Raw genomic sequence first — 15,299 nt, 5'->3', positions numbered from 1 at the left:
TTAACCAGCGCACCTTTAAAGGATAAATCGAGTACTTCTGTCGGATAGTGCTGCTCGGGAGTCTCAAGTTGAGCCTTGCCCTGAAAATTTACCCGGCTAAAACGACGTTGTTCCATAGACCCCCCAAACTTATTGTATTGAGTGTAGCGGGTTTGCACCCAAATAACAGCAGTTGTGATAGCTGTTATTTAGGTGTTTAAGCCAAATATTTACAGCCGCCTTAACTCACTTCTTCGCCGGCTGCCTGGCGATCAGCATGATAGCTGGAGCGGACAAAGGGGCCGCAGGCGGCGTGTTTAAAGCCTATTTCATTGGCATAGGCTTTAATGTCATCAAACTCGGCCGGTGGCATATAACGTTTTACCGGCAAATGGTGCTTGCTCGGTTGCAGGTATTGGCCAACGGTTAACATGTCTACCTGATGCTCGCGTAAATCACGTAGCACCTGTAATAGCTCCTCAGTGGTTTCACCTAAGCCAACCATTAGGCCGGATTTAGTTGATACCTGAGGATGCGCTTGTTTAAAGCGTTGCAGTAATTGCAGTGACCATTTGTAATCAGCACCCGGGCGGGCCAGCTTGTATAAGCGTGGCGCGGTTTCCAGGTTATGGTTAAATACATCAGGCGGATTTTTGCTTAATATTTCCAGCGCGACGTCCATGCGACCGCGGAAATCTGGTACCAGCACTTCAATTTTAATCTCTGGGCTGTATTTACGGATAGCGGCGATACAGTCAGCAAAATGCTGGGCACCGCCATCACGTAAATCGTCTCGGTCTACTGAAGTGATCACCACATACTTTAACTTCATGTCGCGAATGGTCAGCGCCAGCTTTTCTGGCTCTTCGGCGCTGGGGGGCAGCGGCCGGCCATGAGCAACATCACAAAACGGGCAGCGCCGGGTACATATAGCCCCTAAAATCATAAAGGTAGCGGTGCCGTGGTTGAAGCATTCAGGCAGGTTAGGGCAGGCAGCTTCTTCGCAGACTGAATGCAGGCCGTGCTTACGCATGGCGCCTTTGATTTGATCAATACGCTCTGTGCTTTTTGGCAGTTTTATTTTCAGCCAGCTGGGTTTACGCAGCATTTCATCAGGCTCTGTCGGTAGAATTTTCACCGGGATCAGTGCCATCTTTTCAGCATCCCGTAATTTAACGCCGGGCTCCATACGTGCAGTTTTAGTCATATCAGCCTTCTAACCCTGTTTTATAAAGGGGCTGTTGCACGGCCAACTGGCGCAAGAACAGCTCTACAATCTGTGTTTTGGCAGCAGTGATGTGGCGAAGACTGCCAAGTTCACTACTTTGTACCATTTTCATCCCGGCATACCCACAGGGGTTAATCCGGCTAAAAGGGCTCAGGTCCATGGCAACATTCAGTGCCAGGCCATGAAAGGTACAGCCTTTGCGCACCCGCAAGCCCAGCGAAGCTATTTTAGCGCCATCGACATAGACACCAGGGGCATCTGCTCGGGCGGTGGCCTGAATACCGTTGTTGTTCAATAATTCAATCAGTACCTGCTCCAGCAGAGTTACCAGTTGTCGTACACCCAGATTACGCCGCTTTATGTCAAGCAGAACATAGACCACCAATTGGCCTGGGCCGTGGTAGGTAACCTGACCGCCACGGTCCACTTTAATCACCGGTATATCGCCGGGCATCAGTAAGTGTTCCGCTTTGCCGGCCTGCCCTTGGGTAAACACCGCTGGATGTTCTAGCAGCCATAACTCATCGGGGGTATCGGCATCGCGCTTGTCGGTAAAGTTTTGCATCGCATGCCAGACGCTACTGTATTCTTGTACACCCAGCTCCCGGATAACCAGTTGTTCTGTTACTGCCACAGTCTACTCCGCCCAAAAACTGGCTGCATTATATACCCGTCACCTTTAAAAATACGAGCCTTGCCGGTTACTTGTGCTATTAAAGCACATAGCGCACCAGCGCAATTTTGCCAAGCTCGGTATACAGCAGCTCTATATGCTGTTTGCTGGTGACGGTAACCTGTACGCTGACAGAGTGATAATTGCCTTTGCTGCTCGGTTTTACATTCGGGCTGTAATCTGTGGCATCTGTATGCTGGCGAACCACTGTCATGACCTGATCTACCAGTTCGTCGTGTGCTATGCCCAGTATTTTAAAATTGAACTGGCAGGGAAACTCCAGATACTCATCAAATTTGGTACCACTTACCGGGTTACTCATAAAGATCTCACTTACATTGCCTGATATTTAGCATTGCTATTGTAACAAAAAATCCCGGCATTAGCCGGGATCTGTTGGCTAGCGGTGTGCTTAATTAAATTTCATTTTAATGCTGTCAATCATCCGGCTGAAAAAGCCTGCGCGTTCTACAGCATCTAATGCCACTAATGGATATTCAGCGATATCGTTATTATCAAGTTTCAGATAAAGCTTGCCTACCACCTGGCCTTTGGATATGGGGGCGATTAAATCCTGATCCAAGCTAAAGTCGGCTTTGAGGTTACGACGCTGGCCGCGGGCAATAGTAATAGGGGTGCTGTGATGAATGCCTAAACGAACTGTATCTGTGGTGCCTTGCCACACCCGTTGCTCGGCAAACTTTTCGCCTGGCTGATATGGCGAGAAGGTTTCAAAAAAGCGAAAGCCATAAGTCAGTAATTTTTTATTTTCCGCCGCTCTGACCCGCTCACTGGCAGTACCCATCACCACTGACACCAAACGCATGCCTTCACGGGTGGCAGAGGTGATGAGGCTATAGCCAGCTTCACTGGTAAAACCGGTTTTAATACCGTCAACTTCGAGGCTGCGATCCCATAACAGGGAATTCCGATTGTATTGACGAATACCATTGTAAGTAAATTCACGCTCAGAATAGATAGCATACAAATCCGGCACATCTCGAATTAACGCGGAAGCCAGGATTGCCATATCCCGTGGTGTGGTGTATTGCTCTGCTGCTGGTAAGCCGTGGCTGTTTCCAAAGCGCGTACTATGCATGCCCAGTCTTTGCGCATGGGCATTCATTAAATCGACGAAGGCGCTTTCACTGCCGGCAATATGCTCGGCCATGGCGACACAGGCATCATTGCCCGATTGCACCATAATGCCGCGGTTTAAATCAGCGACGGAGACCTTAGTGCCGACCTCAATAAACATTAGTGATGAACCCGGAAAGTTTCGGGCCCAGGCTTGTTCACTGACAGTAACGATGTCATCATCACTGATGTTACCGTTTTTCATTTCCAAACCAATGACGTAAATGGTCATCATTTTAGTCAGGCTGGCGGGGGCCAGCGACATATCGGCATTATGTTCAGATAATACTGTGCCGGTATCATAATCTAATAAAATATGGCCACGAGCAGCCACTTCAGGTGCCTGTGGTGTCACCGTTTGCGCCTGTAATGAGCTGCAGAACATCACGAGACTAATAATGAATGTAGGTACAAAGTAAAATTTCATGAGGACCGTTCTTAGTTAAAAAGCTGGTTTAGCAACTGAGTAAAGTACTAAGCCTTCACCAGCGTGACATATTAGGGTTAAAGATATCAGCTACAGGCCTGACTATCAAAAAAATAGGCTTGCGGGTAGCTGTCGGCTTTTAAGCGGTTAAGCCATTGCCCGGCTTGCTTGCTACTACTGGCAGGGCCAACCAGTAAACGATACACACCATCGGCTGCACGTATTTCTATTGGCATAGACCAGCGCTGATTTACTTGTTGGCCTAATTCCCGTGCTCTTTGCTGCTCACGGCTGGCAAAAATCTGGATGTAGCACTGCGCCGGAGGCAAGGCGGCCAACATAGCTGGAGAGGTTAGCAGTTCAAGCTTAACCCTGGCTGTACCTTGCTGCAGCATGCCAATTTTTGCTGCGGCAGAATAGGATAGATCAATGACTCTGTCACGGTGAAAAGGGCCACGATCATTTACCCGAACGATGGCAGTTTGCTGGTTCTCAAGGTTGGTGACTCTGACATAAGACGGTAGCGGCAGGGTCTTATGTGCGGCCGTCATGGCAAACATATTATAGACTTCACCATTTGACGTCAGATGACCATGAAACTTATTGCCATACCAGGAGGCAATACCAATCTCGTTAAATTCGGTTAAATCACGCAGCGGAATATAATGTTGGCCAAATATCTGATATGGGTTATTACCACCACGGCTTAACTGCTCGGCTTTCGGCTCTGGATCAACCATCTCCAGCATAGTGGGCTGACGATCAGGGATGCTGTCAACATCCTGCTGGTAACGACCGGCATTCGGGATCGGGTGCTGGCTTACCGGCGGTGTGGGTTTACTGCTACATGCAGTCAGTATCAGCACTATGCTCAGCAGACCGCTTTTAACCAGGGTCTTCATCAATTCGCTAACATTCTTTTGTGAGTACTAATTGACATCATAATACCAAAGGCCGCCATCAGCGTAACCATAGAGGTACCACCAAAACTGACCAGGGGTAAGGGGACTCCTACCACGGGTAATAAGCCTGAAACCATGCCGATATTAACAAAGCAATACACAAAAAAGGTCATGGTAAAGCTGGCAGCCACTAATTTGCTGTAATTATCCTGTGCCCGGGAGGCGATAAGCAAGCCCCGGCCGATAATAAACAAGTAGATAGCCAACAGCAGTAAGACACCGACTAAACCAAATTCTTCACTGAGTACCGCAAAAATAAAATCGGTATGGCGCTCGGGTAAAAATTCCAGCTGTGATTGTGTGCCTTGTAACCAACCTTTGCCCTGCAAGCCGCCTGAGCCAATAGCAATTTTAGACTGGATAATATGGTAACCCGCACCCAGCGGATCGCTTTCTGCATTTAAAAAGGTCAACACCCGCTGGCGTTGATAATCGCGCATCAGAAAAAACCACATCACTGGTGCAAAGGCTGTCAGCATCACAGCAATCAAGCTGATTAAGCGCCAGCTCATGCCCGCCATAAATAACACCACGACGCCGGCGACAGCAATGAGCAGGGCTGTGCCCAGATCAGGCTGATTGGCAATTAACAGGGTGGGGATTGCGCACATGAAGAAACCAAACAGCAATGGCAGCATGCGTGGCGGTAACGGCTTTCTGGAGATAAACCAGGCAACAGTCATAGGTACAGCCAGCTTCATAATTTCTGACGGCTGAAACTTCATAAAGCCCAGATCAAGCCAGCGTTGCGCGCCTTTACCAACATGACCAAATAATAATACGGCGACCAACATTAGTAAGCCAACAATAAACAGTGGCATCGACCAGCGTTTAAAGGTAGCGGGGCTGATTTGGGCAAAGACCACCATGACGGCTAACGCCAGCCCCAACCTGACTAATTGTGCCTTGATCATGGCTTCACTTTGGCCTGACGCGCTGTAGAGCACCATTAAACCAAAGCCAATTAATGACAGTAAACCCAGTAATAACGGCGTATCAATATGAAAAAAAGCCAGCCGGCTCTGGCGACTATGCTGCTCAAAACTATTCATCTTCAGCATTTACTCCGGCAGAGAAATAATAATCCAGTAACTGGCGAGCCATAGATGCTGCCACACTGCCACCGCCGCCAATGACGTTTTCAACGGCAACCACTACTACGATGGTTGGCTTATCATAAGGCGCGTAACCGACGTACATAGCATTGTCACGGTGCCGCTCGTAAGTAGTTTCTGCATCATATTTAGCATCCTGCGCAATAGCGACTACCTGAGCAGTACCGGTTTTACCGGCAGATTGATATGGTGCGTTACGAAACGCCGTAAAAGCGGTACCCTGCGGCGTGCTGACCGTCTGGCGCATGGTGTCTAAAATAATTTGCCAGTTACGCGGATCCTGCACCTCGACTGTGGGTTGCAAGTCGCCGCTAACTATAATTTCTTCATTATCGTCGCTTAACCGGTTGGCTAGATGCGGAGTCGGTAATAACCCTTTATTAACCAGTACTGCTGTGGTGGTGGCTAATTGCAGTGGGGTTGTTGTCCAGTAGCCCTGACCAATGCTAATCGCCACTGTATCACCGTGGTACCAGGGCTGATTATGGCGGGCACGCTTCCAGCCCCGCGACGGCATGTTGGTGTTGCTTTCTTCTAAAATATCGATGCCACTGCGTTGGCCAAAGCCCAGGGCTGTCATGTATTCTGAAATACGATCTATACCGAGCTTGACGCCCATATCATAGAAAAATGTATCGCAACTCTCTATTACCGCGTTATAAACATTGACCCAGCCATGGCCCCAGCGTTTCCAGTCGCGGTAGCGGTGCTCAACATTAGGCAGTTGAAAATAGCCCGGGTCCCAGATACGGGTGCTACTGTCTATGGTTTTGCTTTCCAGCCCGAGTAAGGCTATATGTGGTTTTACTGTTGACGCCGGCGGATAGATACCCTGGGTAACACGATTGACTAAAGGCCTGTTGGCCGAATGCAAGAGTGCATTATAATTCGTACTGCTAATACCATGCACAAAAAGGTTAGGGTCGTAGCTGGGGTTACTGTAAAAAGCTAATACTGCGCCGTCTCTGGGGTCCAGTGCCACTATAGCACCACGCTGATCTTTCAGTATTTGCTGCGCGGTCAGCTGCAGACCGACATCTAAATGCAATTGAATATTTTTACCTGAGTTAGCAGGGACAGAACGTAACACCCTGATTACCCGGCCACGGTTATTCACTTCTACTTCCTGATAGCCCATGGTGCCGTGTAGCTCGGTTTCATAAAACCGTTCCAGGCCAATTTTTCCGATATCCCGACTTGCAGCATAATTAGCCAGTTGACCACTTTGATCCAGCCGGCCAAGCTCGGTGGTGTTAATGCGACCAATGTAACCCAGTGCATGGGTAAATAAATCCTGAAACGGATAATGGCGACTAAGGCGTGCTTCAATACTCACCCCAGCCAGGCGGTGCAGGTTAACTGAGATAATGGCAACTTCTTCATCGTTTAGCTGCTCTTTTAAGGCAATAGCATTAAAACGGCGCTGCTGGCGTACTTCGCGTAAAAAACTGGTTTGCTGCTCCTGGCTGATATCGATTAATTCCGCCAGCTGAGTCAGGGTGTCTGTCATATTGCTGATTTGCTCAGGTACCAGTTCCAATGAAAACACTGGCCGGTTCTCCGCCAGCAAAATACCATTGCGATCGGTAATTAAGCCACGATTAGGTGCCAGCGGCACCACTTTAATACGGTTGCCCTCAGAGCGCGTTTGGTAATCCTGATAAGAGCGGATTTGCAGATGATACTGGTTGAGAATGATCACGCCAAACAGCAATATTACTATCAACATAACCAGCACTGCCCGGCTGTTTAACATCCGGGTTTCGGCGGCAAAATCCTGCATGGCTTCGCGTTTTTTAAGCATGACTACTCGCGATGATAAGGATGGTTAGTACTGATGCTCCATGCCCGGTACAGTGCTTCTGCCAGCACCACCCGCACCATAGGGTGCGGCAGGGTTAGCGCCGATAACGACCACTTTGCTTCACTGGCTGCAATGCAGGCTGGCGCCAGGCCTTCTGGCCCCCCGATTAACAAACAAATATCGCGACCATCTTGTTGCCAACTGGTCAGTTTGTTGGCCAGTTGCGGGCTGCTCCAGTTATCACCCGTCACTTCCAATGTCACTATGCGGCTGCCCTTAGGCACTGCGGCAAGCATTTTCTCGCCTTCTTGCTCTAAAATACGTTTAATGTCTGCGTTTTTGCCGCGCTTGCCGGCGGGTATTTCAATCAGTTCAAACGGCAGGTCGCGCGGGAAACGCCGGGCATATTCGTCGAAGCCTTGTTGAACCCAGGCCGGCATCTTGGTGCCAACGGCCACTAGCAGCAACTTCATTGCGTATCAGGCACTCCAGAGTTTTTCTAATTGATAGAAGCTGCGGCTTTCTTCCAGCATCACATGCACTATGACTTCACCCAGATCCAGTAACACCCATTCACCAGTGGTTTCGCCTTCAATGCCCAGTGGTTGGATGCCCTGTTTTTTTATTTCGTTAGCTACATAACCGGCAACAGATTTGGTATGGCGGTTAGAGGTGCCAGAGCAAACAATCATAAACTCAGTAACGCTGGACTTACCACGTACATCTATGGTTACGATATCGCGACCTTTTATATCGTCGAGTTTATCGGTAATAAAATCGACCAGTTGTTGTGTTTGCACCCTTAATCCTCGTTGCACTAAAAAGAGGGCATTTTAGCACAGTTTGCTGACGCTGATAGCCTTGTGCATTAACTACAAGCTGTATAGAGTCTGTGTTGTTGAATATAGTTCAGTACTGCTGGCGCAATTAACGGTATCTCGGTTTGCCCATCCGCTAATTGCTGGCGCAAGCTGCTGGCCTGACCGGCAAAGTCGGGGTTATCGAGCAGTACTATACCGCCGTGAGGCTGCTGTTGCATGGCTTCAATACTGATGCCATAGCGTTCCAGTAAAGCTGGCGCATCACCTTTAGTAGCGCTGTAGCCACTGCGCTGACAGACAATAAGATGGGCTTGCTGCAAAATCTGTTGCCACTGGTGCCATTGGGTAAAATAGTGCAGTGAATCCATGCCGATAATAAAAGCCAGTCGCTTTAGCCCTTGCGCACGCAAATGCTGCAAGCTATCAACGGTATAGGAGGGGCTGTTACGTTCAAGCTCGGATAACTCCAGCTGCATCTGTGGTTCATTGGCAATGGCCAGTTTTACCATGGCCGCGCGATGAGCTGCACTGACCCCGGGGCTGGCACGATGGGGTGGTAAATGGCAGGGCATCAGTCTGATCGCTTGCAGCGGACAATGGGCCAGTACATAACGGGCACAGGCCAGATGCCCATGATGAACAGGATCGAAGGTGCCGCCATAAATACCGGTAAGTTCAGTCATGTTGCCACTGCTGTAAGCCAAAGCTGGCCGGCACCCTCTGGCAAAACAGACAACACAGATGAGCCAATGCCAAGGGCAATTGCCCTAGTTGCCCGGTTTTGTATAAGCGGTCGAAGGCCGCTAACTCTTGTAATAAATAGTCGAGCCAACGCAATGATAAGCGCTGTAATGCCTGCCGATACAGCGGCTGTCGTTTCGGCCAGATGGCCATTTGTTTAAAGCTGGCGTTAATATCATTGCCGGCCGCTTGTAACTGGCGCAGCTGCAACACTTCTTTTTGCAGTTGCCAGGCAATCATAACCGGCTCAGTGTCTTGCTGCAGTAGCCTGTCCAGCCGGTGTAGCGCTTCATCACCCTGACCTTGCAGCAGCGCATCTACCAGTTGAAACACATTAAAACTGGAATGATCGGCCAAAAAACCGCTCAGGGTATCGGCATCAATCAGTTGTTGCTCAAAGCTCAGTTGTAACTTGGTCAGCTCCTGGCGGGCGGCCAGTAAATTACCGGCACAATGTTGTAATAACATGGCACTGGCGTCGCTGGTCAGTTGGAGTTGCAGCTGCTTGGCACGTTGCTGCAGCCACTGGCGTTGCAGGCGCTCATCCAGCGGATAAATGGGGACTTGTACTGCATGAGGCTCGAGTTGTTTAAACCAGCTAAGTTTACTGACTTCGGCATGGCTACGTTCGCCATGCACTAATAAGATAATGTCGGGTGTTAAGGTTTTTGCCAGTTTTTTCAGCTGTTCATTTACCGCCGCTCCCGGCTTGGTCTGCGCCAGCTCCAGTTCTATAAGGCGTCGTTCGGCAAATAGTGACATGGCGCTGAGTTCATTGAACAACTCGGCAAAATCAAATTGCGTATCTGCCGTTAAACTGATGCGCTCGGCATACCCTTGTTGTTTAGCGGCCTGGCGGATGGCACTGAGCGCTTCGAGTTTTTGCAGCGGCTCTTCACCAAACAGCAGGTAACAGGGAGCAACGCCTTGTTGCAGATGCTGCTCCAGCTGATTGGCGTAAAGCTTTTGCATTATTTTAAACGGCCTAGTTGCCGTATCATGCGGTTGGCAGCTTGTTGGCGCAACTCAGCCAACAGCAAATCTAACTCGCGGGCTTTGGCCAGCGCCTGGTTGGGGTCGTCCTGATAATCGCGATACAGCTCAAACTGATAAAACTGTGGCGGTGCTTCTGGCATGGTAAGCCGGTACTGCACTTTATAAATCAGTTCGTATTCTGCCACCTGACCATTAGCAAACAACGACAAGGTTCGACGCTCCAGCGTATCGCTGATAAGCTCCAGCATAGGCGCATCTTGCCTTGGTGCGCTAAGCAGCTCAACCTGGTTTTGTTGCAAACGTTGTGTAAGCAATCTTGACAGTTCAGAATGCGCTTCGCTTTGCACGTGAATAGCCGAAAACTGGCTTAGCGGTAAATTGCCGCGCAGGTGAAAGCCGCAGCCGCTAAGCAGGCTGCAGCATAACAGCAGCGCTAACCATCGCATCTTAGCCCACCACCAGATTGAGTAACTTGCCTGGGACATAGATGACTTTACGCAGGGTCACTCCCTCAAGATAGCGTTGTACGTTTTCATCTAAGCGGGCACTGGCGAGCACCTGCTGCTCGGTAGCATCGGCGGCCACGGTGACCTTACCGCGCAATTTTCCGTTAATTTGCACCACCACCAGTTTTTCGTCTTCGACCATAGCGCTGGCATCGGCGACTGGCCAAGGGGTCTGCTCAATGCTCTGGTTTTGGCCTAATTGCGACCATAAGTACTGCGCCACATGTGGCGTGATGGGGTTTAGCAGTTGCAGCAAGGCCGTGCAGGCTTCGCGCATCACCGCACGGTCTAATGGCGTATCCAGGCTGGCTTTTTGCAGCTTGTTGCTCAGCTCCATAATGGCGGCAATAGCGGTGTTAAAGGTATAACGCCGGCCGATATCGTCGGTAACTTTGCTGATGGTTTTATGCAGCTCGCGTCTTAACAGCTTTTGGGCGTCATTCAGCTCAGACAACTCAAGTGGGCCCGGCTCACCCGACGCCAACATATCGTTGATTAAACTGTACACGCGCTTGATAAAGCGGTGCGCGCCTTCCACTGCTGAATCAGACCATTCCAGAGTTTGCTCTGGTGGCGCGGTAAACATCATAAACAGCCGCACTGTATCAGCGCCATACTGTTCGATAACCTGCTGCGGGTCGATGCCATTGTTTTTCGACTTTGACATCTTGCTCATTCCGGCTGACTGCACCGGCTTGCCGTCGCGGTTTAACATCGCCTGACTGATACGGCCCTTGTCGTCGCGTTCAATGCTGACATCCTGTGGCGAAAACCACTCTTTGCCGCCATTGTCGGTATCCCGGTAGAAGGTTTCTGCCAAAACCATGCCCTGACACAATAAACGCTTAAAGGGTTCATCGCATTGTACCAGGCCGACATCACGCAACAGCTTATGGAAAAAACGCGCATACAGCAGGTGCAAAATAGCGTGTTCAATACCGCCGATATATTGATCGACCGGTAACCAGTAATTAGCTTTGGCCGGATCCAGCATGGCTGTGTCATGATCCGGGCTGCAATAACGGGCATAGTACCAACTGGACTCCATAAAGGTGTCAAAGGTGTCGGTTTCATGAAAGGCTTCAGCGCCGTTGTATTCTGTTTTCGCCCAGTTGGCATCGGCTTTAATCGGCGAGGTTACGCCATCCATTACCACGTCTTCGGGTAAAATCACCGGTAATTGCTGTTCAGGCACCGGCACTACAGAGCCATCCGGCAGATTTAACATCGGGATAGGGGTACCCCAGTAACGCTGACGGGACACGCCCCAATCGCGTAAGCGATAATTCACTTTCACTTCGCCTTTACCCAGGCTGGCCAGTTTGTCAGCAATAGCCTTAAAGGCTTGTTCAAAATCCAGGCCATCAAAAGCACCTGAGTTAATTAATCTGCCTTTTTCGGTGTATGCGGCCAGGCTTAAATCCGCCGCTGCGCCCTCGTTGGCGGCGACCACTTGTTTGATTGGCAGCGCATACTTGCTGGCAAATTCGTAATCACGCTGATCATGACCTGGTACCGCCATCACAGCGCCAGAACCGTAATCCATTAATACAAAGTTGGCCACCCACACCGGCAATTGCTCGCCGGTTAACGGATGCACCGCAAAAATGCCGGTGGCACAGCCTTTTTTCTCCATGGTGGCCAGATCAGCTTCGGCCATTTTTCCGCCTTTGCAGTCTTCAATAAAGGTAGCAAGTTGCGGATTGCTGGCAGCAGCCTGTTGCGCTAGCGGGTGCTGGGCAGCCACGGCTAAATAAGTGACACCAAACAGTGTATCTGTGCGGGTAGTATAGACTTCTACTTCTGTAGACTGGCCGTCAATATCAAAACGGATATTGACCCCCTGTGAGCGGCCAATCCAGTTTTTTTGCATGGTCCGTACTTGCTCTGGCCAGTCGGTTAGCTGCTCTAAATCGGCCAGTAGTTCTTCTGCATAATCAGTAATTTTAATAAACCATTGCGCCAGTTCGCGCTGCTCTACCAGGGCGCCTGAGCGCCAGCCACGACCGTCAATGACTTGCTCATTAGCCAGTACGCATTGATCAATAGGATCCCAGTTTACCGTGGCCATTTTTTTATAGACCAGGCCTTTTTCGTACAGTTTGGTAAAAAACCACTGTTCCCAGCGATAGTAATCAGGCTTACAGGTCGCTACTTCGCGATCCCAATCATAGCCAAAGCCCAGCCGTTTCAGCTGGGTTTTCATGTAATCGATATTGGCGTAAGTCCACTTGGCGGGGGCGGTTTTATGGTTAATAGCGGCGTTTTCAGCCGGCAAGCCAAAGGCATCCCACCCCATGGGTTGCATCACATTTTTGCCCTGCATCCGTTGAAAACGGCTGACGACATCACCAATAGTATAGTTACGCACATGGCCCATATGCAGCCGACCACTGGGGTAGGGGAACATAGACAGGCAGTAAAACTTTTCTTTGCTGGTATCTTCTGTCACCTTAAAGGCGTTAGTGTCTTGCCACTGTTGTTGCAAAGCGGTTTCTATCTGCTGCGGGTCATATTGTTGTTGCATTTACATCATCCACGATAAAGTTCAGGCAGGGCCGGCAAGGCCGGGAAAAGTGGCTATAGCATACCCCAGAGCGGATATGACAACAATAAGCAGCGCTGTTGTCTATACTGCTTTTAGGGGCTCAATGAACATGAGGTAAACTTGATGGCCGAATTTAAGCAAAAATACCAGCAGTGGCTGAACAATTTAACTCAGGCATTACAGCAGGCTGAGCAGCAGCAAGTTGATAATTTATTACAGTTGTCCGCCACCTTAAAAGCCTACTTAAAAGCTGGCAAAGAGCTCAGTGCTTACGAAACCCAGCTGTTTCTGGAAACCTTTAAACGCCAATCAGCAGAAGCCGATGAAACGCCGTCTTTTTGGCCTGAAGCACTATGGCAGGAAATCAGTTTAATTACCGATCGAACACTGGTGGAGTGGAGCGAATTACTGGAAGATTTTAAGCATAAGGGCGTCTATTATCAGGGCGAAATTGTCGGTATGGGCCGTTATTGCTGCCAGCAGTGTCAACACACCATAGATTATACTCACCCGGCAGAGCTGCTGGCCTGTAGCCACTGTGGTGGGGTACAGTTTTTCCGTGATGGTTTGCCGGTTTAAGCTTTTCATCAAAGCAATTTTGCATTGCACGAGCAGCATTGATATAAAAGTTAAAGATTTCAAGTAATAAAAAATTTTAGATAATAAGAGAATTCATTAATGACGATTAAAGTACTGGCCTGTATTGATGCTTCACCCTATACCGAAGCCGTTTGTGATTATGCAGTGTGGGCAGCTAAACGTTTATCTGTCGCTATGACTGTGGTGCATGTGCTGGATAAAGCGCAGCACACCCACACGCCGGATTTAAGCGGCAGCATTGGCCTGGGTTCACAGGAGGTGTTGTTGCAACAACTGGCCGAGCTGGATGAGAAGCACAGCAAGCTGGCGATGGAACGCGGTCGCTTAATGCTGGATGCAGCAAAAAGTCGCGCCGAACAGGCTGGGGTAGCAGAGGTGGATGAACGTTTACGCCATGGCACCCTGGTAGATACTCTGGTGGAATTACAGCCAGAAACCCGTTTACTGGTGATGGGCAAGCGGGGTTACAGCAGTGCTGAAGCACATGGCCATCTGGGGCTGCACGTCGAGCAGGTGATCCGTAGCGTACAAAAGCCAATACTGCTGACACAGCAACGTTATAAAGAACCGCAACGCATAATGCTGGCCTATGATGGCAGCGCTACGGCGTTAAAAGGCTTAGAAATGCTGGCATCCAGCCCGATGTGTAAAGGCTTACCTGTGCATTTAGTGATGGCCGGTGCCAATGTTGAGGCGGCACAACAGCAAATGGCTAAAGCAGCACAGATACTGCGTAATGCCGGCTTTGAGACTAAGGTGGCTATTGTCAGCGGTGAGCCGGAAGAGGTGCTCAACCAATACCAGCAAGAGCATCATATTGATTTGATGGTAATGGGTGCGTACGGCCATTCCCGTATCCGGCAGTTTATTGTCGGCAGTACCACTACTGCCATGATGAGCCGGGCAAAATGCTCGCTGCTGATTTTACGATAACAAAACAGTGGTCTGATAAGTAACAGCTTACTGGTAAGCCGCTAACCAGCTTGTCATCTGTTGTTCAGCAATTCTAGTTAAGGCCTGCAAAATAAGTTGTGCTTTTTGTGGGTCTTGAGAGCTAACTGCGCAGTAATTATTGATGGCAGCTGTCCACATTGGGTCGGCAACTATAGGTACTGCTGATTCTGTTTGCTGACTGGATTTAAGGTAGTAATTAAAAGTAATGCTATCGGCAACCACCACGTCAACTCTAACTTGTTTTAAACGTTGTAAATTCTGACTGAGGCTTATTGCATCATCACGCCGCGCAAAGCCAGCTGCAAATACAGGGTCGAGTTCCGGGTAGCGAAAACCGCGGGAAGTGCCTATGGTTTTGCCGTGTAAATCTAATACGGTGTTAATGGGATGACTAGACTCTAGTCGCACCAGTAGCTCGATATTGCTGTACATAACGTCAGACCATATCAGCGTTTGTGGATCTTTTACCCATGCAGGATTGGTAAAACACCAAATATCAGCCTGACCTGAGTTTAGCCAGGCTTCAGTGCGGCCGCGTGGGATAGCGTCTACCTCTAACGGCAGCTGCAATTGTTTTGCCACCTCAGCCACGGTATCAAGCACCAGACCGCCAGATAATTGATCCTCTTTAGACATGACAAAAGGTGGAATATTGGTTTCGCTAACCACGGCCCGCAGGCTTTCAGCTGACAGGCCCGGGCTAACTGCAAGCAGAAACAGCCAACATAGTCGACACATAAAACATTACCTCTAACTAAATAACTGTTCCAAACAGTAGATCACCAAAACGAAGGAACTCAATGCGGTT

At 49.5% G+C, this 15,299-nt stretch carries 17 protein-coding genes; 2 read left to right on the top strand and 15 right to left on the bottom strand.

All coding sequences use genetic code 11. From position 1 onward, the window contains the following. The 14 genes from V7D78_RS13495 to leuS all read right to left on the bottom strand — a co-directional run. Window positions 1-116 (bottom strand): PilZ domain-containing protein (locus V7D78_RS13495; protein ID WP_333608977.1); only part of this gene is annotated, 116 nt, incomplete at its 3' end. Window positions 117-220: 104 nt separating this feature from the next. Further along, complete coding sequence (gene lipA, locus V7D78_RS13490; RefSeq protein ID WP_333608976.1) at window positions 221-1,186, bottom strand: lipoyl synthase; 966 nt, start codon at window positions 1,184-1,186, stop codon at window positions 221-223. A 1-nt stretch (window position 1,187) separates the two neighbouring features. Beyond that, window positions 1,188-1,841 carry a lipoyl(octanoyl) transferase LipB gene (lipB, locus tag V7D78_RS13485; RefSeq protein WP_333608975.1) on the bottom strand — a complete coding sequence of 218 codons (654 nt, stop codon included), beginning with the start codon at window positions 1,839-1,841 and terminating at the stop codon, window positions 1,188-1,190. 79 nt (window positions 1,842-1,920) lie between these two features. After that, a complete protein-coding gene (ybeD, locus tag V7D78_RS13480; RefSeq protein ID WP_333608974.1) occupies window positions 1,921-2,202 on the bottom strand; it encodes a DUF493 family protein YbeD in 282 nt (93 codons plus the stop codon). A 90-nt stretch (window positions 2,203-2,292) separates the two neighbouring features. Next, window positions 2,293-3,372 (bottom strand): serine hydrolase, encoded by a 1,080-nt coding sequence (locus tag V7D78_RS13475; protein ID WP_442886533.1) that lies wholly within the window; start codon window positions 3,370-3,372, stop codon window positions 2,293-2,295. Window positions 3,373-3,530: 158 nt separating this feature from the next. Next, entirely contained in the window at window positions 3,531-4,346 is an 816-nt protein-coding gene (locus V7D78_RS13470) for a septal ring lytic transglycosylase RlpA family protein (protein WP_333608972.1), read from the bottom strand. Beyond that, window positions 4,346-5,458, bottom strand: a complete 1,113-nt coding sequence (gene rodA / locus V7D78_RS13465; RefSeq protein WP_442886534.1) for a rod shape-determining protein RodA — start codon at window positions 5,456-5,458, stop codon at window positions 4,346-4,348. The genes V7D78_RS13470 and rodA overlap by 1 nt, the downstream gene beginning before the upstream one ends. Then, window positions 5,451-7,325: a penicillin-binding protein 2 gene (gene mrdA, locus V7D78_RS13460; protein ID WP_333608970.1), complete on the bottom strand. Its 1,875-nt coding sequence runs from the start codon at window positions 7,323-7,325 to the stop codon at window positions 5,451-5,453. The genes rodA and mrdA overlap by 8 nt, the downstream gene beginning before the upstream one ends. Window positions 7,326-7,327: 2 nt before the next feature. Continuing rightward, entirely contained in the window at window positions 7,328-7,798 is a 471-nt protein-coding gene (gene rlmH / locus V7D78_RS13455) for a 23S rRNA (pseudouridine(1915)-N(3))-methyltransferase RlmH (protein ID WP_333608969.1), read from the bottom strand. Between the two features lie 6 nt (window positions 7,799-7,804). Continuing rightward, on the bottom strand, window positions 7,805-8,125 hold the full coding sequence (gene rsfS / locus V7D78_RS13450) for a ribosome silencing factor (protein WP_333608968.1): 321 nt from the start codon (window positions 8,123-8,125) through the stop codon (window positions 7,805-7,807). A 68-nt stretch (window positions 8,126-8,193) separates the two neighbouring features. After that, window positions 8,194-8,829 (bottom strand): nicotinate-nucleotide adenylyltransferase, encoded by a 636-nt coding sequence (gene nadD / locus V7D78_RS13445; RefSeq protein WP_333608967.1) that lies wholly within the window; start codon window positions 8,827-8,829, stop codon window positions 8,194-8,196. Beyond that, the gene (holA, locus tag V7D78_RS13440; protein ID WP_333608966.1) at window positions 8,822-9,859 is read right to left on the bottom strand and encodes a DNA polymerase III subunit delta; all 1,038 of its coding nucleotides are present in this window, start codon (window positions 9,857-9,859) and stop codon (window positions 8,822-8,824) included. Before holA ends, nadD begins: the two co-directional genes overlap by 8 nt. Then, window positions 9,859-10,329 carry an LPS-assembly lipoprotein LptE gene (locus tag V7D78_RS13435; RefSeq protein WP_333608965.1) on the bottom strand — a complete coding sequence of 157 codons (471 nt, stop codon included), beginning with the start codon at window positions 10,327-10,329 and terminating at the stop codon, window positions 9,859-9,861. Before V7D78_RS13435 ends, holA begins: the two co-directional genes overlap by 1 nt. Window position 10,330: 1 nt before the next feature. After that, window positions 10,331-12,916, bottom strand: coding sequence for a leucine--tRNA ligase (gene leuS, locus V7D78_RS13430; RefSeq protein WP_333608964.1), 2,586 nt, complete (start codon window positions 12,914-12,916; stop codon window positions 10,331-10,333). 144 nt (window positions 12,917-13,060) lie between these two features. Here leuS and V7D78_RS13425 point away from each other — a divergent pair, with 144 nt between their 5' ends. Beyond that, window positions 13,061-13,516, top strand: coding sequence for a zinc ribbon-containing protein (locus tag V7D78_RS13425; RefSeq protein ID WP_333608963.1), 456 nt, complete (start codon window positions 13,061-13,063; stop codon window positions 13,514-13,516). Window positions 13,517-13,615: 99 nt separating this feature from the next. Beyond that, a complete protein-coding gene (locus V7D78_RS13420) occupies window positions 13,616-14,470 on the top strand; it encodes a universal stress protein (protein ID WP_333608962.1) in 855 nt (284 codons plus the stop codon). A 27-nt stretch (window positions 14,471-14,497) separates the two neighbouring features. On the opposite strand, the gene V7D78_RS13415 is transcribed toward V7D78_RS13420, so the two are convergent. After that, on the bottom strand, window positions 14,498-15,229 hold the full coding sequence (locus tag V7D78_RS13415) for a substrate-binding periplasmic protein (protein WP_333608961.1): 732 nt from the start codon (window positions 15,227-15,229) through the stop codon (window positions 14,498-14,500). Window positions 15,230-15,299: the final 70 nt, after the last annotated feature.

The sequence above is a fragment of the Arsukibacterium sp. genome (assembly GCF_036735525.1).
Lineage (GTDB): Bacteria > Pseudomonadota > Gammaproteobacteria > Enterobacterales > Alteromonadaceae > Alishewanella.
Note: the sequence above shows the minus strand (reverse complement) of the source record. Positions and strands in the feature narration are given on the sequence as shown.

Coding starts and splice junctions, on each gene's coding strand:
- lipA (WP_333608976.1), bottom strand. CDS start 1,186: ATGACTAAAACTGCACGTATGGAGCCCGGCGTTAAATTACGGGATGCT.
- ybeD (WP_333608974.1), bottom strand. CDS start 2,202: ATGAGTAACCCGGTAAGTGGTACCAAATTTGATGAGTATCTGGAGTTT.
- V7D78_RS13470 (WP_333608972.1), bottom strand. CDS start 4,346: ATGAAGACCCTGGTTAAAAGCGGTCTGCTGAGCATAGTGCTGATACTG.
- rodA (WP_442886534.1), bottom strand. CDS start 5,458: ATGAATAGTTTTGAGCAGCATAGTCGCCAGAGCCGGCTGGCTTTTTTT.
- mrdA (WP_333608970.1), bottom strand. CDS start 7,325: ATGCTTAAAAAACGCGAAGCCATGCAGGATTTTGCCGCCGAAACCCGG.
- rlmH (WP_333608969.1), bottom strand. CDS start 7,798: ATGAAGTTGCTGCTAGTGGCCGTTGGCACCAAGATGCCGGCCTGGGTT.
- nadD (WP_333608967.1), bottom strand. CDS start 8,829: ATGACTGAACTTACCGGTATTTATGGCGGCACCTTCGATCCTGTTCAT.
- holA (WP_333608966.1), bottom strand. CDS start 9,859: ATGCAAAAGCTTTACGCCAATCAGCTGGAGCAGCATCTGCAACAAGGC.
- V7D78_RS13435 (WP_333608965.1), bottom strand. CDS start 10,329: ATGCGATGGTTAGCGCTGCTGTTATGCTGCAGCCTGCTTAGCGGCTGC.
- leuS (WP_333608964.1), bottom strand. CDS start 12,916: ATGCAACAACAATATGACCCGCAGCAGATAGAAACCGCTTTGCAACAA.
- V7D78_RS13425 (WP_333608963.1), top strand. CDS start 13,061: ATGGCCGAATTTAAGCAAAAATACCAGCAGTGGCTGAACAATTTAACT.
- V7D78_RS13420 (WP_333608962.1), top strand. CDS start 13,616: ATGACGATTAAAGTACTGGCCTGTATTGATGCTTCACCCTATACCGAA.
- V7D78_RS13415 (WP_333608961.1), bottom strand. CDS start 15,229: ATGTGTCGACTATGTTGGCTGTTTCTGCTTGCAGTTAGCCCGGGCCTG.